Annotated in this window: 26 protein-coding genes; 14 read left to right on the forward strand and 12 right to left on the reverse strand. The window is 64.3% G+C overall.

All coding sequences use genetic code 11. From position 1 onward, the window contains the following. The first annotated feature begins 103 nt into the window (after window positions 1-103). Together PSET11_RS09200 and PSET11_RS09205 are read left to right on the forward strand one after the other, a co-directional pair. The gene (locus PSET11_RS09200) at window positions 104-706 is read left to right on the forward strand and encodes a TetR/AcrR family transcriptional regulator (protein ID WP_124091802.1); all 603 of its coding nucleotides are present in this window, start codon (window positions 104-106) and stop codon (window positions 704-706) included. Window positions 707-806: 100 nt separating this feature from the next. Further along, the gene (locus PSET11_RS09205) at window positions 807-1,418 is read left to right on the forward strand and encodes a hypothetical protein (RefSeq protein WP_124091803.1); all 612 of its coding nucleotides are present in this window, start codon (window positions 807-809) and stop codon (window positions 1,416-1,418) included. Between the two features lie 6 nt (window positions 1,419-1,424). Here the strand turns inward: PSET11_RS09205 and PSET11_RS09210 are convergent, their stop codons facing one another. Together PSET11_RS09210 and dapD are read right to left on the reverse strand one after the other, a co-directional pair. Beyond that, entirely contained in the window at window positions 1,425-2,276 is an 852-nt protein-coding gene (locus tag PSET11_RS09210; RefSeq protein ID WP_124091804.1) for a transglycosylase SLT domain-containing protein, read from the reverse strand. Window positions 2,277-2,283: 7 nt separating this feature from the next. Beyond that, on the reverse strand, window positions 2,284-3,297 hold the full coding sequence (dapD, locus tag PSET11_RS09215; RefSeq protein WP_124091805.1) for a 2,3,4,5-tetrahydropyridine-2,6-dicarboxylate N-succinyltransferase: 1,014 nt from the start codon (window positions 3,295-3,297) through the stop codon (window positions 2,284-2,286). Between the two features lie 50 nt (window positions 3,298-3,347). Between dapD and dapE the strand changes: the two genes are divergently transcribed. The 3 genes from dapE to PSET11_RS09230 all read left to right on the forward strand — a co-directional run bounded on the left by dapE (window position 3,348) and on the right by PSET11_RS09230 (window position 7,143). Beyond that, window positions 3,348-4,466, forward strand: coding sequence for a succinyl-diaminopimelate desuccinylase (gene dapE / locus PSET11_RS09220; RefSeq protein ID WP_124091806.1), 1,119 nt, complete (start codon window positions 3,348-3,350; stop codon window positions 4,464-4,466). 316 nt (window positions 4,467-4,782) lie between these two features. Further along, the gene (locus PSET11_RS09225) at window positions 4,783-6,060 is read left to right on the forward strand and encodes an Nramp family divalent metal transporter (RefSeq protein WP_124091807.1); all 1,278 of its coding nucleotides are present in this window, start codon (window positions 4,783-4,785) and stop codon (window positions 6,058-6,060) included. A 39-nt stretch (window positions 6,061-6,099) separates the two neighbouring features. Continuing rightward, window positions 6,100-7,143 (forward strand): L-idonate 5-dehydrogenase, encoded by a 1,044-nt coding sequence (locus PSET11_RS09230; RefSeq protein ID WP_124091808.1) that lies wholly within the window; start codon window positions 6,100-6,102, stop codon window positions 7,141-7,143. A 110-nt stretch (window positions 7,144-7,253) separates the two neighbouring features. Here the strand turns inward: PSET11_RS09230 and PSET11_RS09235 are convergent, their stop codons facing one another. From PSET11_RS09235 to PSET11_RS09250, 4 genes are all read right to left on the reverse strand, one after another. Beyond that, on the reverse strand, window positions 7,254-8,093 hold the full coding sequence (locus tag PSET11_RS09235) for an amino acid ABC transporter permease (RefSeq protein WP_124091809.1): 840 nt from the start codon (window positions 8,091-8,093) through the stop codon (window positions 7,254-7,256). Continuing rightward, a complete protein-coding gene (locus PSET11_RS09240; protein ID WP_124091810.1) occupies window positions 8,090-8,740 on the reverse strand; it encodes an amino acid ABC transporter permease in 651 nt (216 codons plus the stop codon). Before PSET11_RS09240 ends, PSET11_RS09235 begins: the two co-directional genes overlap by 4 nt. Window positions 8,741-8,828: 88 nt before the next feature. After that, complete coding sequence (locus PSET11_RS09245; protein WP_124091811.1) at window positions 8,829-9,716, reverse strand: glutamate ABC transporter substrate-binding protein; 888 nt, start codon at window positions 9,714-9,716, stop codon at window positions 8,829-8,831. A gap of 63 nt (window positions 9,717-9,779) precedes the next feature. Beyond that, window positions 9,780-10,535: an amino acid ABC transporter ATP-binding protein gene (locus PSET11_RS09250; RefSeq protein WP_124091812.1), complete on the reverse strand. Its 756-nt coding sequence runs from the start codon at window positions 10,533-10,535 to the stop codon at window positions 9,780-9,782. Window positions 10,536-10,638: 103 nt separating this feature from the next. Between PSET11_RS09250 and PSET11_RS09255 the strand changes: the two genes are divergently transcribed. From PSET11_RS09255 to PSET11_RS09270, 4 genes are all read left to right on the forward strand, one after another. Beyond that, window positions 10,639-11,421, forward strand: a complete 783-nt coding sequence (locus tag PSET11_RS09255; RefSeq protein WP_124091813.1) for an LOG family protein — start codon at window positions 10,639-10,641, stop codon at window positions 11,419-11,421. A gap of 30 nt (window positions 11,422-11,451) precedes the next feature. Continuing rightward, a complete protein-coding gene (locus PSET11_RS09260) occupies window positions 11,452-11,853 on the forward strand; it encodes a DivIVA domain-containing protein (RefSeq protein WP_124091814.1) in 402 nt (133 codons plus the stop codon). Further along, on the forward strand, window positions 11,850-13,109 hold the full coding sequence (locus PSET11_RS09265) for a hypothetical protein (RefSeq protein WP_124091815.1): 1,260 nt from the start codon (window positions 11,850-11,852) through the stop codon (window positions 13,107-13,109). The genes PSET11_RS09260 and PSET11_RS09265 overlap by 4 nt, the downstream gene beginning before the upstream one ends. A gap of 231 nt (window positions 13,110-13,340) precedes the next feature. Then, entirely contained in the window at window positions 13,341-13,508 is a 168-nt protein-coding gene (locus PSET11_RS09270; RefSeq protein WP_124091816.1) for a DUF3117 domain-containing protein, read from the forward strand. 49 nt (window positions 13,509-13,557) lie between these two features. Here PSET11_RS09270 and PSET11_RS09275 read toward each other — a convergent pair whose 3' ends face one another. Then, window positions 13,558-14,190: an O-methyltransferase gene (locus PSET11_RS09275; RefSeq protein ID WP_124091817.1), complete on the reverse strand. Its 633-nt coding sequence runs from the start codon at window positions 14,188-14,190 to the stop codon at window positions 13,558-13,560. A gap of 230 nt (window positions 14,191-14,420) precedes the next feature. On the opposite strand from PSET11_RS09275, the gene sigE reads away from it, so the two are divergent. The 3 genes from sigE to PSET11_RS09290 all read left to right on the forward strand — a co-directional run bounded on the left by sigE (window position 14,421) and on the right by PSET11_RS09290 (window position 16,388). Beyond that, window positions 14,421-15,035 (forward strand): RNA polymerase sigma factor SigE, encoded by a 615-nt coding sequence (gene sigE, locus PSET11_RS09280; protein ID WP_124091818.1) that lies wholly within the window; start codon window positions 14,421-14,423, stop codon window positions 15,033-15,035. 7 nt (window positions 15,036-15,042) lie between these two features. Beyond that, the gene (locus PSET11_RS09285) at window positions 15,043-15,924 is read left to right on the forward strand and encodes an anti-sigma factor (RefSeq protein WP_124091819.1); all 882 of its coding nucleotides are present in this window, start codon (window positions 15,043-15,045) and stop codon (window positions 15,922-15,924) included. A gap of 68 nt (window positions 15,925-15,992) precedes the next feature. Then, entirely contained in the window at window positions 15,993-16,388 is a 396-nt protein-coding gene (locus PSET11_RS09290; RefSeq protein ID WP_124091820.1) for a twin-arginine translocase TatA/TatE family subunit, read from the forward strand. A 59-nt stretch (window positions 16,389-16,447) separates the two neighbouring features. Here the strand turns inward: PSET11_RS09290 and PSET11_RS09295 are convergent, their stop codons facing one another. Genes PSET11_RS09295 through PSET11_RS09305 form a run of 3 tightly spaced genes read right to left on the reverse strand, consistent with a single transcriptional unit; the run spans window position 16,448 to window position 19,568 of the window. Then, a complete protein-coding gene (locus tag PSET11_RS09295) occupies window positions 16,448-17,593 on the reverse strand; it encodes an Mrp/NBP35 family ATP-binding protein (RefSeq protein ID WP_124091821.1) in 1,146 nt (381 codons plus the stop codon). Window positions 17,594-17,596: 3 nt separating this feature from the next. Continuing rightward, window positions 17,597-18,301 carry a DUF1003 domain-containing protein gene (locus tag PSET11_RS09300; RefSeq protein WP_124091822.1) on the reverse strand — a complete coding sequence of 235 codons (705 nt, stop codon included), beginning with the start codon at window positions 18,299-18,301 and terminating at the stop codon, window positions 17,597-17,599. Further along, entirely contained in the window at window positions 18,285-19,568 is a 1,284-nt protein-coding gene (locus PSET11_RS09305; protein ID WP_124091823.1) for a magnesium transporter MgtE N-terminal domain-containing protein, read from the reverse strand. Before PSET11_RS09305 ends, PSET11_RS09300 begins: the two co-directional genes overlap by 17 nt. 78 nt (window positions 19,569-19,646) lie before the next feature. Here PSET11_RS09305 and PSET11_RS09310 point away from each other — a divergent pair, with 78 nt between their 5' ends. Next, window positions 19,647-20,747 carry a YflT domain-containing protein gene (locus PSET11_RS09310; RefSeq protein WP_238989093.1) on the forward strand — a complete coding sequence of 367 codons (1,101 nt, stop codon included), beginning with the start codon at window positions 19,647-19,649 and terminating at the stop codon, window positions 20,745-20,747. A 149-nt stretch (window positions 20,748-20,896) separates the two neighbouring features. Here the strand turns inward: PSET11_RS09310 and PSET11_RS09315 are convergent, their stop codons facing one another. Beyond that, window positions 20,897-22,477, reverse strand: coding sequence for an aminopeptidase P family protein (locus PSET11_RS09315; RefSeq protein WP_124091824.1), 1,581 nt, complete (start codon window positions 22,475-22,477; stop codon window positions 20,897-20,899). Between the two features lie 92 nt (window positions 22,478-22,569). On the opposite strand from PSET11_RS09315, the gene PSET11_RS09320 reads away from it, so the two are divergent. Next, a complete protein-coding gene (locus PSET11_RS09320) occupies window positions 22,570-23,418 on the forward strand; it encodes a PHP domain-containing protein (RefSeq protein WP_124091848.1) in 849 nt (282 codons plus the stop codon). 71 nt (window positions 23,419-23,489) lie between these two features. Here the strand turns inward: PSET11_RS09320 and PSET11_RS09325 are convergent, their stop codons facing one another. Continuing rightward, entirely contained in the window at window positions 23,490-24,362 is an 873-nt protein-coding gene (locus PSET11_RS09325; RefSeq protein WP_124091825.1) for a DNA-methyltransferase, read from the reverse strand. Window positions 24,363-24,368: the final 6 nt, after the last annotated feature.

The following is a 24,368-nucleotide window of genomic DNA, read 5'->3' on the forward strand; positions in this document are numbered from 1 at the left end:
TAACGCTATCCCACCAGCGCCCGCACCGGCCGCAGGCTTCCGGATGCCGGGCACCTCGGCGGGGCTGGAATCAATGGGAGCACATGTGTGCTAAATAAGAGGGGTGCCAAAATTCGTAGATGCAGATGCCCGCCGCCTCGACGTTGTGGAAGCAGTCCTGCGGATTATTGCCGTTGATGGGCTGGAGCGGGCGTCCCTGCGGGAAGTAGCAGACGAGGCGGGGCTTGCGGTGGGGTCGGTGCGGCATTACTTCGCCAGCAGCGAGGAGCTCCTCGACTACACGTTTGGTGCCGTTGTTGACCGCGTAGTGGCCAGGTTGGCTGAGGCCCTGCCGGTAGTCCAGGCGGCAGCCAGCAGCCGGGAACAACGCGCCGCCAGCATTTCGCTGTTGGGGCGGTTGCTGCCCCTGGACGAAGAGCGGGCGGTGGACCTGTGCGCCTGGATTGCATTCCGGAACGCCGCGCGGATCAAGCCGTTCCTAGCAGCCACTGCGGTGCGGAGTCATCGCGAGGTTGCCGTGGTGGTGGGACAGGTCATCGCCGGCCTGGTCCCCGCAGACCAAACTGACGATGTGCTGGTGCTGGAGGCCGAACGGCTCTTGGCAACCCTTGATGGACTGTGCCTGCATGCGTTGCTGCAACCGGAATGGCTGACCGCGGCCATGTGCACCGACATCTTGGAACGGCACCTGGCGGGACTTGGCTGACGCCAGCACTACCGCGGAATCCCTACGGGAATAGACTGATAGGTGGGGGAGTGCCGGACCTGATCACCACGCCCGGCAAATGTGTCAGGAAGGACGTCGGATGCACCAGGCAAGCGGTTCGGGATGGCAGATCAGCACTGACACGTCGGGGCCAATGATCATCGCGTTGTACGTCAGGGACATGGCAGGGTTGGACGGTGCTGGTTCCCCGGCGCTATCCCACGCCGCACCGAAGATCCGCCCCTCTGACCACACCCACCTCACCGCAGAGGTGGGCGGCCGCGCGGCGTTGAAGACGGAATGGGAAGCCTGGTGGGAGCAGCTGCTCAAAGCCCATCCGCAGACCGCGCCGGAACTTACGCCGCCAGACTTTGCCGCCTTTGGCAACTCACCAGCACTCCAGCGGGTCTTGCAGGCCCATTTCGGGACAGCCCTTACGTGGGCCCGGGAGCGACGCAGCGAGTACGCCACCCTGGAAGCGGAGCGGTCCGCATCCGGTACTGACCAGCTCCTGGCGGACCTGGTCGATGACCGGCTGATGGAAGTGGGCAGGGATGCTCGGGACTTCAACCTCACCATCATTGAGCTGCCACTGCACGAGCACCGGGCCTGGTACCTGGAGCCGGACAAAATCCTCATGAGCCATGGGTTGATGAGCCAACCGGAATTGTTCCGCAGCTACGTGCAGCCGGTGGTGGAGATCCTCGTCTGAAGTGGCTTAGCTTCGCGCGCTGGCCAACGTGATGCGGACGTCCGGGCTTGGCGCTGCCGCATCCTGCCAACCGGCCTGATCGCCGCGGATCCAGCTGCGGCCCGCCACGTCTACGCGCACCACGCCAAGATCGTTGGCGCTGGCCACAGCCCACTGGGCCACGGACCAGGCGAGTTCGTCGCTGACCGGGACCACCACTGCCTGGCCCTCAGTTGAGGCTCCGAGCGAGCCGTAGTCCCGCTCCAGTTCGACGGTCAGCTCAGCGGGGTCCCCGGCAGCATCTGCGGAGCGCAGGGTGCACTGGAGCGCTCCGGGCGTCTGGCCGGTCAACGCGGAAGCGAAAGCGCGGGCCATGTCCTCGTGCTGGGCATACGCCAGCGGGAACGCCGAGCGCTGCACTGCCTGGGCGGCGTCCGTGATGGCCATGGTCTCGTAGCCGGGAAGCTTCACCAGGGCGTCGTAGAACGCGTTGGTGGCGTAGTATGGATCCATCACTTGGGCTTCAGTGCCCCAGCCCTGTGAAGGCCGTTGCTGGAAGAGCCCCCGGGAATCCGGCCCAGCCTGGTCGCCGTGGCCAATGTTCCGCAGCTTTGATTCCTGCATCGCGGTGGCGAGGGCAATGCTGGCAGCCCGCGGCGGTAATCCGCGTTGGACCGCGGCGGCGGAGATCAGGGCGGCGTGGAACGACTGGTCGGTAGCCAACTCGGCAGTCCGGCCGCCGGCTGTGGCCGTGCAGCGTTCCGAAACGAGGGTTTCGGAACGCTGCAGGAAGAACACTGCGGCGTAGATTCCACCGGCCACCAATGCGAGGGTCAGCAGGGCGACTATCAGGCGGCGCAGGCCGCGTCTTCGGGCCACGGGCAGATCAGTTGGCGTGCAGCGCGGTGTTCAGCTCTACCGTCTGGCCCTTGCGGGCGAGGACTTCCACGGCGCCGCTGGTGGAGTTGCGGCGGAACAACAAGTTAGGGACGCCGGAAAGTTCCGCAGCTTTGACCACCTTGGTGGTGTCTTCGCCGTCGGCGTCCTGGGGTCCGAGGACCCGGACACGGGTGCCGGCAGTGACGTACAGGCCTGCTTCAACCACCGAGTCGTCGCCGATGCTGATGCCTACGCCGGAGTTGGCGCCGAGGAGTACCCGCTCGCCGATGGTGATTTTTTCCTTGCCGCCGCCCGAAAGCGTTCCCATGATGGAGGCGCCGCCGCCCACGTCACTGCCGTTGCCGGTCACGACTCCTGCGGAGATGCGCCCTTCCACCATGGAGGTGCCCAGCGTGCCGGCGTTAAAGTTGACGAAGCCTTCATGCATCACTGTGGTGCCCTCGGCCAGGTGCGCTCCCAGCCGGACCCTGTCGGCGTCGGCGATCCGGACGCCTGCGGGCACGACGTAATCCACCATGCGCGGGAACTTGTCCACGCCGTACACGGTCACGGCGCCGCGGCGGCGCAGGCGAGCGCGGGTGAGTTCGAAGCCTTCGACGGCGGCTGGGCCAAAGTTGGTCCACACCACGTTGGGGAGCTTGCCGAAGATCCCGTCGAGGTTGATGGTGTTGGGCTGGACCAGGCGGTGTGAAAGGAGGTGCAGGCGGAGGTAGGCGTCGGCGGTGTCGGCCGGGGCTTCGTCGAGGTTGATCTGGACGAAGACCACCTGCTGCTCGGTGCCGCGATCGGCGTCGGCTCCACCGTCAGCGATCTCCGCGAGGACGGGATCGGCGTTTTCCACCTCGCGGAGGCGGTCCGCTGCCACACCCAAGGCCGGCGCCGGGAACCAGACGTCCAGGACGGTTGCCTCGCCGTTTCCGGTGGCGATGGTGGCCACGCCGTATCCGTAGGCGGAGCGATCGTTGGCGGGCACGGCAGGGGATGCGGCAGTCTCAGTCATGCCTTCAGTCTATCGAGAGGCGTGCACAGGACTCGAACTAGACTGGCAACGTGACTGCCCAGAACACTGCCCCCCTTGACCTCCGCCAAGATGTTGCCTTGCTGACGGCGGCCATCATGGACATCAACAGCGTCTCCGCCAATGAGGCCGAACTCGCCGATGCCGTTGAAGTCGCGTTGCGCGCGATTCCGCAACTGGAGCTGGTGCGGGACGGCGATTCCCTCATTGCCCGGACCAGCCTGGGCCGCTCCGAGCGCGTCATCCTGGCGGGCCACCTGGATACGGTCCCGCTGCCCACCACTGAGGGTGCGCGGGGCACCGTGCCCTCCACCTGGGTCTCCGGCGTTCCGGGGGAGGGGCTGCTGTACGGTCGCGGCGCCACCGATATGAAGGGCGGCGTTGCTGTCCAGCTGGCGCTGGCTGCCACCATGTTCGACGACGGCGCCGAGCCCAGTAAGGACGTCACGTTCGTTTTCTACGACCATGAGGAAGTCGAAGCAGTGAAAAGCGGGTTGGGTCGCCTGGTGCGAAACCACGGGGATCTCCTTGACGGTGATTTCGCCATCCTGCTCGAACCCACCCATGGAACGGTAGAAGGCGGCTGCAACGGCACCAGCCGCTTCGAAGCCACCACAGTAGGAGAGGCAGCCCATTCCGCCCGGGCCTGGATGGGCAGCAATGCCATTCACGCGGCCGCACCGATTCTGGCGCGGCTGGCCAGCTACGAACCGGAGACGGTCACCGTGGACGGCCTGGATTACCGGGAAAGCCTCAACGCTGTGAAGATTAAGGGCGGAACTGCCGGAAATGTGATCCCGGACCTCTGCGTGGTGGAGATCAACTATCGATTCGCTCCGGACAAGACCCCTGACCAGGCCGAGGCTGTGGTCCGCGAGCTACTGGCTGGCTTCGAGGTGGTGCGCACCGATGCTGCCGCGGGCGCACGGCCGGGACTGCATCACCCAGCTGCCGCCTCCTTCGTGGCCGCCGTAGGAGCCGAACCCAAGCCGAAATACGGCTGGACCGACGTCGCCCGTTTCAGCGAACTAGGCATTCCCGCGGTGAATTTTGGCCCCGGGGACCCGCTGTTGGCGCACAAGGACGACGAGCACGTGGACGCCGAGGCGATCCGCGAGTGCCTCCGTGCCCTGCGGACCTGGCTGAACTAGAGCATCAGGCCTCCAGGAGTGGCGACATGGCGCACGCTTTGGCAATCGGTTGTCAAAAGTTGCCAAAATCGACTAGAATGACGAAGGCTTCAAGGGTGTCTCGCTGAGGAGGTGCCCGAACCCGGTGCGTGTGCCGCGTGAGCCTTCACTTTCGGCTGGTGCAGCCAGCTTGTTTCCTAGGACTCCCATGTCATCAACCATTCCATGACCGGTGCACGCCACGAGCGACATCGCAGATCCTTACGCGCTAGATCCGAAAGACATTCAAGAACCGCCCACAACGTGGCGAGGTCGCTTCAAGTTCCTTGGTCCTGGGATGATCACGTCCGCGGCGGTGGTGGGCTCGGGTGAGCTCCTGACCGCCACCACCCTGGGCGCCCAGGCCGGATTCATGCTCCTGTGGTTGGTCCTGGTATCCACCTTCATCAAGGTCTGGGTACAGATCGAACTGGGCCGCTGGGCCATCTCCACCGGCAAGGTGGCCGTCACCGGCTACAACGAAGTCCCGCCAAAGATCGCCAAGCGCGGCTGGATGGCGTGGCTGGTCCTGCTGATGTTCGTCCAGTTCCTGACCAGCCAGGCCGGCGTGGTCAGTGCAGCCGCGTTTGCGTTCTCCTCGCTGCTGCCGTTTGGCGGTGAGCCGTACTCCGTGCTGTCCATCGGCTGCTGGGTGGCCATCCTGGTGGTCATCGCCATCGCGATCCACCTGACCAACCGCTACACCGTGGTAGAGGGCATCTCAACGCTGCTGGTCTTCTTGGTGACCGCTTTCGCCGTGATCATGCTCTTTTCCCTGCAAGGCACCGAGTTCAGCTGGAACCTGGCGGACCTGGGTGAGGGCATGCGTTTCCAGATTGCGCTTGGCTCCATGGGTATCGCGTTGTCCATGTTCGGCCTGACCGGTGTGGGCGCCGGCGAGATCACCGCCTACACGTACTGGTGCGTCGAGAAGGGCTACGCGGCCTGGACCGGTAAGAACGACGGTTCGCAGGAGTGGACCAACCGTGCCCGCGGCTGGATCGCCGTCATGAAACTTGACGCCTGGGTTTCGTGGGTTGTCTACACCGTGTCCACCGCTGCTTTCTACATGCTCGGCGCTGCCGTCCTGCACCCGCAGGGCCTGGTTCCCAAGGGTGATGAGGTCATGTCCACCATCGCCAGCATCTTCTCCAGCACCTGGGGACAGTGGGGTGCTGCGGCGTTCCTCATTGGTGCCGGCGTGGCGCTCTTCAAGACCATCATCGCCAACGTGCCGAGCTTGGGTCGCCAGGTGGGGAACACACTGGCCGTCTTCGGTGCGTTCGACTGGAGCAACCAAAAGCAGCGCGACCGGTGGATGCGGGTCATCATGATCGTCCTGCCCATCGTCTGGGGACTCTTCGGCACTGTCGTTTCCTCGCCCCTTGCGCTGGTGGTCCTGGCAGGCATCCTCAACGCCATCTTCCTGATGGGTGTTGCCGCCGCCACGATCTACCTCTCCCGGGTGCAGACGGATCCCCGCGTCAAGGACGGAAAAGCCTTCACGGTGATGCTGATTCTCAGCGCCGCCGCGGTCTTCTTCGTGGGCGGCATGGGTTTGATCAACCTCTTCTAGTCGGCACTAATCGCCGCAAGGCGTGGAGCGGAGCAACACATGAAAGCTGTCGTGGTGTACGGCAAGGGCGATCTCAGGGTCGACGACATCGCAGAACCCACCTGTGGCCCCACCGAGGTATTGGTCGCCATGGAGTGGGGCGGCATCTGCGGCTCGGACATCTCCTACTGGAAGCACGGGGCCTCGGGAACCGCTGTCCTGCGGGATCCGCTGGTGCTCGGTCATGAGGTCTCTGGCCGGGTAGCAGGCATCGGCGAAGGCACGACGGCGGCGCTCGCCGCCCAGGGCATCTCGCTGGGGACCCCGGTCACCATTCACCCGGCAACGTTGGTGGGTGAGCACCGGATGCCCGCGGAAACAGCCAGCCGGACCAACCTCTGGCCAGAGGTCAGGTACTTCGGTTCTGCAGCGTTTGCGCCGCACGAGCAGGGCGGATTCAGCCGCTTCCGCACTGTCCGTCCCGACCAGCTTAGGGTGGTGCCGGCTGGCGTGGACCTGAAAGCCGCAGCTTTGGCTGAGCCGTTCGGCGTCGCGTTGCATGCACTCAACCGTGCCGGCGACGTTGCCGGGCGCACCGTCCTGGTCAACGGCTGCGGGCCCATCGGTGCCCTCGCCGTGGCAGCGGCCAAGGCGGCCGGAGCCGCCCACGTGGTGGCGGCGGACCTGTCAGTTGCGGCGTTGGACATCGCCCGCCGAATGGGAGCCGACCAGACAGTGAACCCGGCCGACGGCGGAGTCCTGCCGACCGACGTGGATGTGGCCATCGAGGCCTCCGGTGCGCCGCGCGCGCTGGGCGGCGTGATCGCGGCTGTCCGCCGCGGAGGCGTGCTGGTCCAGGTGGGGAACCTACCGGTCGGCGAAGTCTCGGCAGCTTTGGGGAACATCGTGACGCGCGAAATCGACTACCGGGGCTCCTACCGCTTCGTTGACGAGATCTCCACGGCCCTGGAGCTGATGGCCGCGGGTGTGGACGTTTCCCCGCTGATGACCCACGAGGTGTCCCTTGCTGATGCTGTCCATGGCTTTGAGCTCGCCGCCGACCGGGCGTCGGGATCGTCAAAGGTCATGATCCGACTCGGCTGAAGTGCGGAGCGAGCTGGGCGGGAGAAACGCCACGCACACAAAAGGCCATGATCGGCGGCTGCAGTACAGCAGCCGATCATGGCCTTTTGGTTGGTCAGAAAACGGTAGAGCTATTTCGCAGTGGGGACAGCCGTGGCAATGTTTGCCTTGGCCATACCGCCAGCGGCTTTCTTGGATCCGCGCCGTTCAATCCACACGGCAAGCCGCGACACCGCGATGTTGATGGCGATGTAGATGGCTGCAGCCACGAAGAAGATGGGGAACAGGTAAGCGGGACCCAGGAAGTCCGCCATCACCTGAACGGCTCGAAGCAACTCGCCGTACGCCACGATGTACCCCAGGGAGGTGTCCTTGAGGAGGACCACCAGCTGGGCCACCAGGGAAGGCATCATGCGCCGGACGGCCTGCGGAAGTTCGATCAGCATCCGCGATTTGAAGCTGGTCAGGCCGATAGCAAGGCCCGCTTCGCGTTGCCCCTTGGGGAGGGACTGGATACCGGCGCGGATGATCTCCGCGAAAATTGCTGCGTTGTAGAGCACCAGCGCCGCCACCACGGCCAGGAATGACCCCGTGGCGAAAACCAAAAGAACGAACAGCATCATCAGTACCACCGGCATACCCCGAAGGAACTCGAGGACAACCCGGGTGGGGATCCTGATCCACGGCACCAACGAGATGCGGAGCAAGCATAGGATGAGGCCCAGCGGGAAGGCGATGACTGCCGCAAGTGCTGCGGCTGACAGGGTGGCGCCGAGACCATTGGCCAGCAAGGTCCAGACGTCTGCGCGGCCGAAGATGGCCCAGCGCCGCGCTTCGAAAATACCTTGGCTGGCAAGGGTCATGACCACCCAGGCCAGCAGGCCCAGAATGAGCACCGCACCGGCAATAGAGGCGATCAGTGAGATGCGCCGGGCCTTGGGGCCAGGAACGTCATAAAGGACTGAACTCATCGGGCGATCGCCACCTTTCGTTCAACGGTGCTGGCCACGACGCCCAGCGGAATGGTAATGAGCAGGTAGAAGAAGGCGACTCCGAGCAGGACAGTGGTTACCTGGTCACCGTTGGCGTTGGCCAACTGGCGGCCGTAGCCAAACAGTTCGAGGACAAAGAACGCGCCGGCAACGGACGAGTTCTTCACCAAGGCAATCAGGATGTTGATCAACGGCGGGATCACCGTCCTGAGTGCCTGGGGGAGCACGATCAGGCTCAGGACCTGGCCGAAGTTCATGCCGATGCTGCGGGCAGCCTCGGCCTGGCCCACGGGAACGCTGTTGACACCGGAGCGGACAGCTTCGGCGATGAACGCTGCGGTGTAGGCGCTGAGGGCGATGATGGCCGCAACTTCGAACTGTTCGAATCGTACGCCCAGTCGGGGCAGGACGATCGCGGCGAAGAAGAAGGCAATAGTCAGTGGGGTGTTGCGGAGCACCTCAACGTAGACGGTACTGAAGCCGCGAAGTGCTGCGACGGGGGAAACCCTGGCGGCCGCGAGGAGGGTGCCGAGTACTAGGGCGAAGACACCTGAAACGACAGAGAGAAACAGTGTGCGCAGGAATCCTTCCCAGTACAGGGGGAGGTTTTCGATGATGACGTCCATAGGATCCTTCGGCTCTGGGCGTAGGCGGAAAGGGAGGCACGGTAACAGGGGTGCGCATCAGCGCACCCCTGCCACCGACGTCGTCTATTTAGTAGCGGTTCAGGGTTGGCAGCTCAGGAGCGGTCTTGATGACCGAGCCTGCTGTTGCTTCCCAGGCCTTCTTGTAGGACCCGTCCTTGCTGAACTCCTCCAGCTGATCGTTGATCCAGCCGCGGAAGGCGGTGTCGTCCTTCTTCAGGCCGATGCCGTAGGGCTCCTTGGTGAAGGTTTCGTCCGAGGCCAGCTTGAAGGCGTCCGGCTCCTTGTCCACCAAGCCGGCAAGGATCACGTTGTCGGTGGTGATGGCGACAACCTGCTTGTTGCGCAGCGGCTCCAGGCAGGCGGAGTAGGTGGCAGCGGGGACAAGTTCAGCGCCGTACTTGTCCACAATGGTGGCGGCCGGGGTGGAGCCGGTGACGGAGCAGACCTTCTTGCCCTTGACGTCCTCAGGGGTCTTGATGGAGTCGTCGTCCTTGTTGATCATCAGCGCTTGGCCGGCTTCGTAGTATGGGCCGGCGAAGCTGACGCGGTCTTTGCGCTTGTCATTGATGGTGTAGGTGGCGATGACCAGGTCAACCTCGCCCTGTTCGATGAAGCCTTCGCGGTTGGCGGAAACAGTCTCTTTCCACTCGATCTTGTCCGCGGCGATACCCAGCTTGGCGGCAATCAGCTTACCCATTTCCACGTCGAAACCGATCGGCTTGCCGTCAAGGCCCACCTGGCCAAACAGCGGCTGGTCGAACTTGGTACCAATTTTGATGGTGCCGGCCGAGGACAACTTCTCCATGGTGGTGCCAGCGGCAAACGAGGGCTTGTCAGCCACGGTGGGATCGCTGGTGGTGCCGGTTCCGCTGCCGCCACAGGCAGAGAGCGAGAGGGCCAGGGCAGCGGTAGCTGCCACAAAGAATGACTTCCGCCGGGTCAAAAATGTCGTCATGACATTCCTTTCATTGATGGCCGTGGGTTACGGCCTGGATGCGAGTTGGAGGTGTGTGCTGAATCAGTGGGTGAGCAGCTTGGACAGGAAGTCCTTGGCGCGGTCGCTCTTGGGGTTGGTGAAGAACTCCTCCGGCGTAGCGTCCTCAACGATCTGGCCATCCGCCATGAAGACCACACGGTCGGCGGCCTTCCGGGCGAAGCCCATCTCGTGGGTTACCACGATCATGGTCATGCCCTCCTTGGCCAGTTGGACCATGACATCGAGGACCTCGTTGATCATTTCCGGGTCAAGGGCCGAGGTGGGCTCATCGAAGAGCATCACCTTTGGCTTCATGGCCAGCGCACGCGCAATCGCAACACGCTGCTGCTGCCCACCGGAAAGCTGGGCGGGCAGCTTGGGCGCCTGATGCCCCACGCCAACCCGTTCCAGCAGTGCCATGGCATCCTTGTCGGCCGTGGCCTTGGCCACGCCCTTGACCTTGATGGGTCCCAGGGTGACGTTTTCCAGGATGGTCTTGTGGGCGAACAGGTTGAAGGACTGGAACACCATTCCGACGTCGGCCCGCAGCTGGGCAAGATCCTTGCCTTCTGCGGGGAGCACTTTGCCATCAATCGTGATGGAGCCTGCCTCAATGGTCTCCAGACGGTTGATCGCACGGCAGAGCGTGGACTTACCGGAACCGGAGGGTCCGATGACCACCACCACCTCGCCCTTGCGGACGTGCAGGTTGATGTCCTTGAGTACGTGCAGTTGGCCGTAATGCTTGTTGACGGCCGTCAGGGAGACGAGGGAATCGCCGGGCACTTGAGTAGTCATAGTAGGAATCTAGCGAACAACCGGCGGTTATGACGCGAATCACGCCAACTTGGCGCGGATCGTGATTCAAGAGATACCTCCCGGGTGACGTTAGCCTTGGTCAATGAGCATCAACGCAGATCCCACCAGGAATTCTCAGCCCCGCCGCAAGGGCCCCCTCGAGCTTCGACGCAACCAGGCGTCCGTCGACATGTCGGACCAGCATCTGCTGGATACCACCGGCGCAGGGCAGTTTGTGCACTCCGACCCGTGGCGGGTGCTCAGGATCCAAAGTGAGTTCGTGGAGGGCTTCGGCGCGCTCGCCGACATCGGCCAAGCGGTCAGCGTTTTCGGTTCGGCCAGGACTAAGCCCGGCACGCCCTACTACGAGATGAGCGTCGAAGTGGGCCGCAAACTCGCTGAAGCGGGCGTGGCCGTCATCACCGGTGGGGGACCCGGCTCCATGGAAGCGGCAAACCGTGGCGCGGTTGAAGGTAACGGCGTCTCAGTGGGCCTCGGTATTGAGTTGCCGTTCGAACAGGGCTTAAACCAGTGGGTGGACCTGGGCATCAACTTCCGCTATTTCTTTGCCCGGAAGACCATGTTCGTCAAGTACGCACAGGGTTTCATTGTGCTGCCCGGTGGTCTGGGCACCCTCGATGAACTTTTCGAGGCAATGGTCCTGGTCCAGACGCGCAAGGTGACCATGTTCCCGATCGTGCTGCTCGGCGTCGATTTCTGGACGCCCATGGTCGACTGGATCCGGGGCACCCTGGTGGCGGAGGGCATGGTCTCTGAAAAGGACCTGGACTTGATTCAGGTTGTTGACGACCCTGCTGAAGCGGTGGACAGGGTCCTGCACCGGGCCGTAACTCCCAGCGGGAACGGCGAACAGCGCCCGGAGTAGTGGACGGCCCGGATCTGGCACCATGGACGGGTGAGCTTTCTTCTGGTTTTCCTTGCCATCGTGCTGGTGGGTGCCGTCCTCTGGGCGACCCTGGGCCAGCGAGGTCGAAGTGCTGCGCCGGGCTCGGCTCTCGGCCGGTTGGAGGAGGGGTTTGGACAACCCGTCGCCAACTTGCCGCCGGTCCTGTTGCCCGAGGCTGCGGTCCCGGCGGATGTGGACCGGATCCGCTTCGGCCTGGGCCTGCGCGGGTACCGGATGGACCAGGTGGACCAGGTCCTCGACGACCTTCGCGATCAGCTGGCCACCCGAGACCTTGAGCTGGCGTCGCTGCGCGCTGAGTTGGCTGGGAGCCAGGCAGCGAGCGTCACCCAGACAGTAGGCACCCCGGCCGGAACCCAGGCCACGGACGCGCCACCCCAGAAGGCCACGTGAGTACCACCATTCGCTCCCAAGGGTTCCTGACAGCTGCCCAGTCGCTCGCAGCCCGGGCCGGCGGCGCAGCGCAGCGATGGCCCTGGTGGGCGCAGGTTTCCGCGATTTACCTCGCCGCCCGGCTGGTGAGCGCCTGCATTTTTATGGCCGCCGCGCTGCACCAAGGTGTTAATCCGTGGTTCCCGGCGAGCCCTGACTACTGGAACTTCATCAGCATCTGGGACGCGCGCTGGTACGGCGAAGTGGTGTCCAACGGCTACCCCAGCGTGCTGCCCACGGATGCGGCGGGCAACGTGCAGGAGAACGCTTGGGCGTTCTATCCGCTCTTTCCCGCCTTGGCCGGTGGGCTCAGCACGCTGACGGGGATGGCCCCGGCCGCTGCGCTGACCATCATTGCTATGGCGTCCGGTTGGGGCGCGGCGCTGTTGATCTATCAGCTGTTCCGGCTGAAAGCCGGCCCCGCAGGGTCTCTCTGGGGTGTGGCGTTCGTGGCCACCTTCCCCATCTCGGCCATCCTGCAGGTCCCTTACGCCGAGCCCTTGAACTTGCTGCTGCTGGCTGCCGCGCTGCTCCTGGTGGTGCGTCGGCAGTATCTGTGGGCCATGCCCGTGGTGGTGCTGATGTGCCTTTCCCGGCCGGTGGGGGTCCCGTTTGCTGCCATGCTGGGTCTGCTCTGGCTCTACCGACTGGTCGCCTACCTTCGCCGTCCTCCTGCCGAACGCACGACGCCGGAACTCCACACCCGGGGTCAGCTCACCAGGCTGACCGGCCTGACCGCCGTCGCCGGCCTGTCAGCGCTGGCCTGGCCTGCTGCCGCGTGGGCGGCCACTGGCGACATCCAGGCGTACACCCGCACCGAAACCGTGTGGCGGGGCCACGATCTGGTGGTCTTCAAGCCGTGGTTCGACACGGGGATCAGCCTGTTCGGGCCGGTGCTGGGAGTTGTAGCGCCGTTCGTTTTCGTTGCGGTCTTTGCCGCAGTGCTGTACCTGCCCCCGGTGGTGCGCCTCGGCGTCGAACTTCGGCTGTGGTGCGCGTGCTACCTCGGCTACCTGGTCATGTTCCTGCACCCGCAAACCAGCACGTTCCGGATGTTGCTGCCCTTGTTTCCGTTGGCCTTGGGCGCGGCGCTGGGCTCGAAGTCGCGGGCGTTTCGGGGCACGGTGGTTTTCATGTTCCTGTTACTGCAGATTGTCTGGATTGTCTGGCTGTGGGCCTGGGCCCAGCTGCCCGGCGGCGGCGATTACCCGCCCTAGCCAGAACGTCATCGCCGCTGGCGGAGAGGGCTTTCCGCGCGGGAAGCAAATGTCCATCGATTAGCTACAGTCGGGTAGTTTCGGGATAATAGTAGGTAAGAAGGACAACGCATTCAGAAGACGCACGGAGTTGCCCGGGTTGAGACGCCTTGGCAGCGCGACAGGATTCACATGCGGACACAGCCCGTCCGGGCTGTTCAGTCCTGGGACAGAATAAAGGGGAAATTCCACATGGCGGCTATGAAACCACGTACCGGCGACGGCCCGATGGAAGTCACCAAAGAGGGTAGAAGCTTGATCATGCGCGTCCCGCTCGAAGGCGGCGGGCGCCTGGTAGTTGAATTGAACGCTGCCGAAGCAGCCAACCTGAAGGAATGCTTGGCCGGCGTTACCGGCTAGGAAGCAGTTCCAGGAAAAGGTCCGCAGCCACCACGGCTGCGGACCTTTTCTATTTCTTGACGGCTACCAGCAGGCCATCGCCGGTGGGGAGCATGGCGGAGGCGAGCCGCTCGTCGTCGCGGATTGCCTTGCCGATCTGGCGCATTGCGACGGTGTTAGGCTCGCGGCCAGCAGGATTGGCCACCTTGTCCTTGTCTAGGGCGTCGTTGATAATCAGGATGCCGGCGCGCTTGAGCAAACGGATGCCCTGCTCCACGTAGCGGGGAGTGCCGGCCTTGTCGGCATCGATGAAGACCAGGTCGTAGGCGCCATCGTTGAGTCGGGGCAAAACGTCGCCAGCCCGGCCGGAGATGGTGCGGGTGCGGTTGGCCGGGCTGCCTGCCTCAGCGAAGGCTTCCCGGGCAGCGCGCAGGTGCTCCACGTCGACGTCGATGGTGGTCAGCACGGCCTGTGGGCCGAGGCCGCGGAGTAGGCAAACGCCGGAGACGCCAGCGCCAGTGCCGATTTCGACGGCGGTCTGGGCCTTGGAAGCCGCAGCCAGGACGGTGAGCACAGCGCCGACGCCGGGCCCAATGGGGGTGACGCCCAGTTCGAACGAGCGCTCCCTGGCGCGCAACATGACCTCATCCTCAGCGGGCAGATCTTCTGCGTAGGACCAGCTGGTGGACTTGTCGGCGCTCATGGACTTCGCTTTCTGCGCGGGCGGGAGAAATATCCTCTACAGCCTACTGTGTTCACCCTGTCCAGCGCCGATTCGTGGCCATTGTGCCCACGGCTGAAGTGGCTTTGCCACCAGCAAATTCCCAGCCAAGTTTGAAACAATAAATATCCGGTCATCCAATACGTGTCCGGCGCCGAATCAGAGATGTCAACAGTATCCGGGCGTTAGCAATTCCACGAGGGGAGTGGACGATGTCATCACCAGTTGTGACACCTGTCCCTGCAATGATCCAGCCTGACACCGAATGGGTTCGTCCCACTTGGGAAGAAGTGGTGACCAACCACTCTGCCAAGGTCTACCGCCTTGCCTACCGGCTCACCGGCAACAAGTTCGACGCCGAGGACCTCACCCAAGAGGTCTTTGTCCGCGTCTTCCGGTCGCTGGAAAACTTCAAGCCCGGAACCTTGGATGGCTGGTTGCACCGCATCACCACCAACCTGTTCCTGGACCAGGCCCGGCGTAAAACCCGTATCCGGTTCGACGCGTTGGCGGACGACGCCGAGTCCCGGCTGCCCGGCCGGGAGCCCGGCCCGGAGCAGAGCTTCGAATTCAACAACCTCGACCTGGACGTTCAGGCTGCCCTGGAAGAGTTGCCGCCGGACTTCCGTGCCGCCGTCGTCCTTTGCGACCTGGAGGGTCTGTCCTACGACGAGGTGGCAGCGGCGTTGAACGTCAAGCTCGGCACTGTGCGCTCCCGCATCCATCGGGGCCGCACCATGCTCCGAGAGAAGCTGGCCCACCGGGATCCGCGGCCGCAACAGGCCCGCCGGAAGCTATCCCTGCCGCGCATCGCCGGCATCCACTGATCGGCAGATGAGGCACCGTAACCTTTTTGGCACCCGACACCAGCGGACAGCAGCCCACCTCGCCGACTGCAGTGACTGTGCTGCAGATCTGCGCCGGGAACGCCAGTACCTTGAGCGGCTCCGTGATGCGTCTATTCCGCCAGCCAGCCGCGACCTGACGTCGCGCTTGTTGGCGTGCTCCGCGGAGCGTCCAGCGGATGCGTCTCTGGACTTCCGCAGCGGCATGTCCCCGAGTCCTGCCCGCCCGGAAGAATCGTCGGCTGGTATTTTCACCCGCGCCGCCGTCATGACCGCGGGTGGCACGGTGGTGGCCGCCGGGGTGCTCGCCGTCAGCGCGTTCGCCGTTGCCGGCCCCGCAGCAGCTACCCCGCTGAACCATGTTGCTGATGCTTCCAGCCAGCTGCCCGCCGACGGCAAGGTGCTGACCAGCCAGCAGCTCAGTGCCCTACGGGCCGATGGGTGGGCCTGCCCCGAGCTGACATCCCTCGGATTCCAGTTGGAGTCTGCCACTGCTGTGACCATCAACGGTCAGCCCGCGGTGGAGTTGCGACTGACTGACGGCGTCCATTACGCGCTGGTCACCGAGGAACACCCCGCAGGTCTCCTTGGCACGGCTCGTGCCGGTTCAGGCGACGGTGCCGGCAGCCGGGTGCAGGCCACCTCGCCCTGGACCGCTACCTACTGGTCGGAGGGGCGCACGTTCACGTACGAATCCAACCTCCCCGCTGACCAGGCTGACGACGCCGGACCCATCCTGTCCACCATGGACGACGGGCCAGTAGTTGGCGTGTCCGCGGCAGCGCCAGCGTCGGGTACTGTGGCGGAAGAGTCCTTGGCCAACAGGCTGCATCGGGGACTGAGCAGGATTGTCACCCTTTTGACCCAGTAATGCGGGCAGTTCCCACCAGGACGCGTGGGAGTCGCCGCTGGTAGCCCGGAGAGGGTAATCTTCCTAACGTGTTTGGAATCAACGGCCCGGAGTTTTTTCTTCTGCTGATCATCGGCATCTTGGTGATTGGTCCCAAGCGCCTGCCGGAATACACCCAGAAGCTGGCGAACCTCGTGAAGGAAGTCCGGCGGATGGCCTCCGGTGCCCGCGAGCAGATCAAGGACGAAGTCGGCATCGACATCGACGAGGTTGACTGGAAGAAGTACGATCCGCGCCAGTACGATCCCCGCCGCATCATCAAAGAAGCCCTTCTGGATGACGACACCAAGCCCATGAGCGCTGGCGCCCCCGCCGCTGTAGCTGCCGTAGCTGGTGCTGCCGCTGTTGCCTCTCCGGCGCCCCAACGCATCATTGAGTCGCTGGCCGAGGGTGAGCTGGCGCCGTTCGACTCCGAGGCCACATAGCGACACTGATCAGGGTCCTGTCAGCTGGTCCAGTCAGGGCTGCCGTCAGCGGAGTTCAGCTAGCGCGGCTGTAGGCCCAGGTTCAGGCCGGCCAGCCCACGGGGTTTGGCTGCCAATGCGCTTGCAATGCCAGCCAACGACTTCGCGGCAGGTGTTTCCGGCTGACCAATGACGATCGGCACCCCGGCATCGCCTCCCTCGCGGAGTCCAATGTCGAGGGGGATCTGGCCCAGCAAGGGCACCGCTGACCCCACAGTGCTGCTCAGGCGCTGCGCCAGGACCTCGCCACCGCCGCGGCCGAACAATTCCATCCGGCCGCCGTCGGGCATCTCCAGGTAGGACATGTTTTCGATGACCCCGGCCACCTTCTGCCCCGTCTGCGTGGCAATGGCACCGGCCCGCTCTGCGACGTCCGCCGCCGCCGCCTGCGGGGTGGTGACCACCAGAATTTCGGCCGAAGGCAGCAACTGGGCCACCGAGATGGCGATGTCACCGGTGCCAGGCGGGAGATCGAGGAAAAGCGCATCGAGGTCGCCGAAGTACACATCGGTGAGGAATTGTTCCAGCGCGCGGTGCAACATGGGCCCGCGCCAGGCCACCGGCTGGTTGCCGCTGACGAACATGCCGATGGAGATGACCTTCACGCCATAGGCAACCGGCGGCAGGATCATGTCGTCCACGCGTGTGGGGGTCTGCGTGATCCCCATCAGGCCCGGCACGGAGAAGCCGTAGACGTCCGCGTCTACGATCCCAACCCGCAGCCCCTGAGCGGCCAGCGTGGCGGCCAGGTTGACGGTGACCGATGACTTGCCCACCCCGCCCTTGCCGCTGGCCACTGCGAAGACCTTGGTGAGGGAATCGGGCTGGTTGAAGGGGATGACGCGCTGCGGGCCAGAACCCCGGAGCTTCTCCTTCAGCGCATCGCGCTGGTCCTGGTTCATGACGTGCAGGGAAACGTCGACGGCGGTCACGCCAGGGACTGCCAGCAGCGCGGTTCGCGAGTCAGCGGTGATGGTGTCCCGCAGTGGGCAGCCGGCAATGGTCAGCAGCACCGTCAGATCCACCTGACCCGAACCTGACACGCGGACCGAGTCCACCATGCCGAGCTCGGTAATGGGGCGGCGTAATTCCGGATCAATCACTGTGGCCAGGGCGCGCTGGACTGCGGTGACCAGCGGGGCATCGCTGGGAAGGTCAACGTCCATGGGCTAGCGTTCCTGCCCTGGTTGGCTGGGTTTAACCTTGGGGATCTGCTGGGTCCGCGGATTCCGTTGCCGCTTCTCCTTCAGCTTCTCCTTGACTTTTTCACGGGGACTCTCGGTGCTGTCAGGGTCTGTTGAATTGTGGTGGCGCAGTTCTTCCTGGGCCTCCAACATGTCCTCGAGCAGTGTCCGGAGCTCTGCCCGGACGTAGTCGCGGGTGGCCACCTCACGGAGCGCAATGCGCAGGGAGGCAAGTTCCCGGGTCAGGTACTCGGTCTCGGAGAGATTCCGCTCGGCGCGCTGGCGGTCCTGCTGCAGGCTGACACGGTCCCGGTCGTCCTGTCGGTTTTGGGCGAGCAGCAGCAGCGGCGCCGCATAGGAGGCTTGCAAGGACAGCATCAGGGTCAGCAGGGTGAAGCCCAGTTCGCGTGAATCGAACTGCCAGTCAACGGGTGCCCAGGTGTTCCAGGCCAGCCAGAAGATGCAGAAGATGGTCATGTAGACCAGGAACGTGGGTGTTCCCATGAACCGGGCAAAACCTTCGGTGGCGTGACCGAACGCGTCAGGGTTTGGGGAGAACTTGGGCAGAATCCGCTGCCTGCCACTCAACGGTGTATCCAGGCTGCCTTTGCCACCGTTTTTGCCCGAGCCCTTGCCGGTGTTTCGCTGGTTTACGTTCTTGGGAGCACTGTTGTCAGCCAACCCGGCCACCGAGCTTCCTTATTGGGGCATCGCCATCATTGGCACGCCAATCGTCAGGCAACATGTGATCCAGGACGTCATCAACAGTCACCGCCCCCACAAGCCGGCCAGCGTCGTTGACCACAGGGAGGGAGTTGAGGTTATAGGTGGCCAGGGTGCGGGCCACTTCGCTGATGTGCGCTTGGTCTGAGAGGGGTTCGAGATTCTTGTCCACCAGGTTGCCCAGCGGCTCATAGGGCGGGAAGCGGAGAAGCTGCTGGATGTGGACCACGCCGAGGAACCGGCCGGTAGGAGTCTCCAGCGGAGGACGGGCAATGAAGATGGACGACGCCAGGGCAGGGGAGAGCTCCTCGCGTCGGACGTGGGCCAGGGCTTCGGCAACCGTGGCCTCCGGCGGCAGGATCACGGGGACCGGCGTCATCAAGCCGCCCGCAGTGTCCTCGTCGTATTCAAGCAAGCGACGGACGTCCTCGGCGCCCTCTGGCTCCATCAGTTGCAGGAGCTGTTCGGCTTGTGCCGAGGGCAGTTCGCCGAGGAGGTCCGCGGCGTCGTCCGGGTCCATTTCCTCAAGCACGTCCGCGGCCCGTTGCACGTCCAGGGCGGAGAGGATCTCGACTTGGTCATCTTCCGGCAGTTCCTGCAGGACGTCAGCGAGGCGTTCGTCCTGCAATTCACTGGCTACTTCAAAGCGTCGCTTGTCGCTCATTTCCTGCAGGGCTTCTGCGAAGTCAGCCGGTTTGAGATCCTCATGGTTGGCAACGAACTGGGTGGCAGCCTGTGGCTCAGTACGGGCACCCTGCAGGGCGTCTGCCCAGTCGATGATCAAGGTTTCATTGCGGCGTAGCCGGCTCAACGGCGATAGCGAGTGGCCGCGGCGGACGAAGAGTTTGCTCACGAACCAGTCGCGGGAGCGGTATTGGTCCATGGCGATGTCTTCGATGGTGGCGTCGCCGCTGCCGTCTTGCAGGGTGACGCGGCGATCAAACATTTCGGCGGCGACCAGTGTCTCGGCGCCGCGCTGCTCGAAGCGGCGCAGGTTTACCAATCCCGTGCAGATTACCTGGGTCTGGTCGATCGAGGTGATTCGAGTCATGGGCACGAACACGCGCTTCTTGCCAGGAACTTCCACCACGATACCTACGACGTGCGGAGCCCCGCCAGAGCCGCGGGCAAGCACCACAACGTCACGTAATCGGCCCAGCCGGTCGCCCAGCGGGTCAAAGACGTCCAGTCCCAGCAGGCGCGCGACGAAGACGCGGGTAGTTGTTGTACTCACCCGTACAGGCTACCGAGTCTGCTCTCTTTTAGCTGAATTTACAGGCAGCACACATGCTGATGGGCAAGAATAGGGAGTATGGCAAACATTTTTGGTGCTCCTAAAGCGGGTGGGCCCAGCGGGTTGGACCAGACCCGGTCCGTCCCCACCGGCGATACCATCGGTTCCTACACCTCCTACCTCGATGCACAAAAGGCTGTGGACTACCTGGCCGACCAGCAGTTCCCGGTCCAGATGGTCTCGATTGTGGGCAACGAGTTGAAAATGGTGGAGCGGGTGACCGGCCGCCTGAGCTACCCGCGCGTGGCGTTGTCCGGGGCGCTGAGCGGCATGTGGTTCGGCCTGTTTGTGGGCGTCATGCTCTCCTTCTTTTCGCCCACCGGCGGGTACTTTTCCATCCTGACCTCGGTGTTGATGGGTGCCGCCTTCTTCATGCTCTTCGGCATTGTTACGTACGCCGCCCAGCGCGGCAAGCGGGACTTCACCTCCACCAGCCAGGTGGTGGCCACCAGCTACGACGTCATTGTGGCCACCGAGGTATCCCACGATGCTCGGCGCCTGCTTCAGCAGCTGCCCATGACTCCCTCCGATGCGGCAGCCCAGCATGGCGCCTACCCTCAGTACCAGAACCAGCCTTACCAGCAGCCGGGCCAGCAGAACCCGCCGTACCAGCAGCCGGGCCAGCAGAACCCGCCGTACCAGCAGCCAGGGCAAGGCCCGGCGCGGCCGTCCGGTTGGGCAGATCCCTACGGCCAGCAGCCGCCCACGCAGCAGCAGCCGCAGGACCAGGCCCAACAGCCGGGCTATGGCCAGCAGCAAGGGCAGTGGCAGCCGCCGCAGGGACAACAGCCAGGTCAGCAGTATGGCCAGCAGCCGGGTCAACAGCCGCAAGGTGGTGCGCCCGACGGCGGAGCGCAGCAGCAGGCCCCCGCACCGGTGCGGGCCACGACCTACCCCGACCTTCCGGACGGCAGGCCACAGTACGGTGTCCGGGTTCAGGCTTCGGACCCCGGCGCCGATCAGTCGGCGCAGCAGCAGGCACCTACGCGGCAGCAGGGTGCAAACCATGCGGATGCCAGCCAGCCCGGCTCGACTCAGCCCGGCACAGACCAGCAGGGCTCTAGCCAGCCGAACGCTGACCAGACTGATGCAGACCGTGAAAAAGAGCATCGGCAGTAACAGGATTCAGTAACTACGGGCAACAAAAAGCGGGGCGGTCGGATGAGTCCGATCGCCCCGCTTTTTTGTTGCCTGCGGGCGTTGGTGGCCGTCGGCTGGTGGTGACTGCCACTGGTTGGTGCCGGCACCTAGGGTAACGCCGGTGTGTCCTACTTGCCGGCGTCGGCCGCCTGGAAAATGCCTGCCATCCAGTCTTCGATCTCCGTTGCCTCACGGGGGAGGCCCGCGCTGAGGTTGACCGGGCCGTTGGCGGTCATCAGGATGTCGTCTTCGATCCGGACGCCGATGCCGCGGTACTCCTCGGGGATAGCGAGGTCTTCGCTCTTGAAGTAGAGGCCAGGCTCAATGGTGAAGACCATGCCCTCTTCCAGGATGCCGTCCAGGTACAGTTCGCGCTTGGCCTGGGCGCAGTCGTGCACGTCCAGTCCCAGGTGGTGGCTGGTGCCGTGCGGCATCCAGCGCCGGTGCTGCTGGCCTTCGGGGCTGATGGCTTCCTCTACGCTGACGGGGAGCAGCCCCCAGCTGTCGAGCCGCTCCGCCAGCACGGTGGTGGCTGCGGTGTGGATGTCCCGGAACTTTGTGCCTGGCTGGGCCGCAGCGAAACCGGCATCCGCAGAGTCCAGCACCGCCTGGTAGATCTTGCGCTGAACCTCGTTGAAGGTGCCGTTGACCGGCAGCGTCCGGGTGACGTCGGCGGTGTAGAGCGAGTCAGCCTCCACACCGGCGTCAAGGAGCAGGAGTTCCCCGGCTGAGACGGTGCCCGTATTGCGGGTCCAGTGCAGCACGGTGGCGTTGTTGCCGGCCGCTGCGATGGTGTCGTAGCCGAGCTCGTTGCCGGCTTCGCGGGCGCGAGCAAAGAAGGCGCCTTCGATGACGCGCTCGCCGCGGACGTGCGTCAGTGCGCGGGGGAGGGACTTGACGACTTCCTCGAATCCTTCCACCGTGGCAGCCACGGCGATTTCCATCTGCTCGATCTCCCAGCTGTCCTTGATGAGGCGCAGTTCGGAGAGCGCTTCGCTGAGCTTCTCGTCGAGGGCGTCGAGGACGGCGAGGTCCAGGGTGTCCGGGTCCTTGGCCGTGTTGTACCTGACGGTGTCCACCAGGGCGTCGATGTTCTCGTCCACCTTGCGGACCAGCCGGACCGACGTGCCTCCGATTTCCGTGGCGCCAACGTTCTTGGTGATCGCCGTTTCCAGGCCGTCAATGTGCGCGGTGGGGAGGCCCAGCTTTGCCTCAAACTCAGCAAGGGTGGGGCGGGCGCCAATCCAGAATTCACCAGAGCGGGAGTCCGCGTAGAACTGTTCGGTGTCCCGGCCAGCCAAAGGGCGGAAGTACAGCGTGGCACTGTGGTGCGCGCCGCCGTCGCCCATTCCTTCTGCGACCGGATCCAGGATCAGGACAGCATCTGGCTCGTGGTCCAGGCCCAGGCCCGTGAGGTGCGCGAAGGCGGAGTGCGGGCGGAAGCGGTAGTCACAGTCATTGGAACGGACCTTGAGCGGGCCCGCCGGGATGACGAGACGCTCGCCGGGGAACTTGGCAGAAATTGCTGCTCGCCGGGTTGCGGCGAAATCAGCCACGGCATCGCGGGCCGGCAATTCCTGGTTTGAGGGCGCCCAATTACTGGCCATAAAGGCCTTGAAGGCGTCCGAACTGGGCCGTTGCGAGCGGTTGTTGACCCGCTCGTCCAACGGCTGGGAGGCAGAATTCTGGGTGTTATCGGCAACGTTCACGGGACTATCGTCTCACCAGCGTCCCGGGGACGCGAACGGGACATCTGGCGGTGGTAGCGGCCCCGGCTGGCTGGTTCTACTAGGGTGTGATGGTGAGGATCGACCTGCATGCCCACTCCAATGTCTCGGACGGCACCGAGAATCCCGCTGACGTGATGGCGTCTGCCGCTCAGGCCGGGCTGGACGTCGTGGCCCTGACGGACCACGATTCCACGGGGGGCTGGGCCGAAGCCTCGGCCGCCGTCGCCGTGACCGGGGTTGCCTTGGTTCCCGGGATGGAAGTTTCCTGCAAGACGTCAGAAGGTATCAGCGTCCACCTGTTGAGCTACCTGCACGATCCGCTGCACCCCGGATTGCTGGACGAGATCGGCAAGGCCCGCGCTGCCCGGTTGACCAGGGCCGAGCGGATGGTGAGCCTGCTTGCCGAGGACTACCCGCTGACTTGGGACGATGTAATCCATCATGTGGCCCCGGGAGCTACCTTGGGCCGCCCGCATATTGCCGACGCCTTGGTGGCTGCCGGTGTGGTGTCGGATCGCTCCGAGGCCTTCGCCTCCATCCTGACCTCCCGCTCGCGCTACTTCATCCCGCACTATGCTCCGGACCCTGCCACCGCGGTGGCCCTGGTCCGCGCCGCCGGTGGTGTGCCCGTGTTTGCGCATCCGGTGGCTACCGCCCGCGGCAGGATTGTGGGGGAGCGGACCTACTCAGAGATGATTGATGCTGGCCTGGCGGGCGTGGAAATCGACCACCGGGACAACCCGGAAGTGGGCCGGAAATTCCTGCGTGAGCTGGCTGCCGGGCATGACCTGATCATCACCGGCTCCTCGGATTATCACGGCACTGGCAAGCCCAACCTGTTGGGCGAGAACGTGACGAGCCCCGAGGCCCTGGCCCGGATCGAAGCCCTAGGTACGGGGACCGCCGTCGTGCGCCCCTGATTCTCCCGGCCCACCCCAACTGACTCGCACTTGTTGTCGTTTTGAGCGCTCAAAACGACAACAACTGCTAGCTAGTTGGGAGGGAAGGACGTGAAGGTGGCGTGCGCACCCAACCGCTTGGTCATGATGTCGATCGCCGGCTGGTTCTGGTCAACGCACACGAACTTCCGGCCCAACTTCGCCGCCACTGCGCCGAGCGTTCCGGAGCCGGCAAAGAAGTCCAGGCACCAGTCGTCCGGCCGGCTTGAGGCGGCCACCACCCGGCGAATCAAGCCCTCCGGTTTCTGCGTGGGATAGCCGGTCTTTTCCTTGCCCGTGGGCGAGACGATGGTGTGCCACCAGACGTCCGTGGGCAGCTTGCCCAGTTCGCGCTTGGCGGGCGTGACCAGGCCCGGCGCCATGTACGGCTCACGGTCCACCTCGGCGCTGTCGAAATGGTACTTGGCCGGGTTCTTGACGTAGACAAGGATGTTGTCGTGCTTGGTGGGCCAGCGGGTTTTGGCCCGGGCGCCATAGTCGTACGCCCAGATGATCTCGTTCAGGAAGCACTCCCGCCCGAAGATCGAATCCAGCATTACTTTGGCGTAGTGCACCTCGCGGTAGTCCAGGTGCAGGTAGAGGGTGCCGTCCTCGGCAAGCAGGCGCCACGCCTCCAGCAAACGGGGTTCCAGGAACGCCCAGTAGTCGCTGAATGCATCGTCGTAGCTATGCAGGGCACCCTTGATGGTGTCGTAGGACCGACCCTTGAAACCGACCCGGTCACCGGTGCCCTCCGCCGACACCACCATTTTCGTTTCCTGGCGCCGCTGTGAACGGCCGGTGTTGAACGGCGGATCGACGTAGATCAGCGTAAAGGCGCCGTCCGGCAGTGTTGGCAGGTACGCGGCATTCTCCGCGTGCACCACTAAATTGCCGCCGTCCGGCGCCCAAGCTGTTTCCGTCATTGAGGA

This window comes from Arthrobacter ulcerisalmonis, from assembly GCF_900609065.1.
GTDB classification, from domain to species: Bacteria; Actinomycetota; Actinomycetes; order Actinomycetales; family Micrococcaceae; genus Arthrobacter; species Arthrobacter ulcerisalmonis.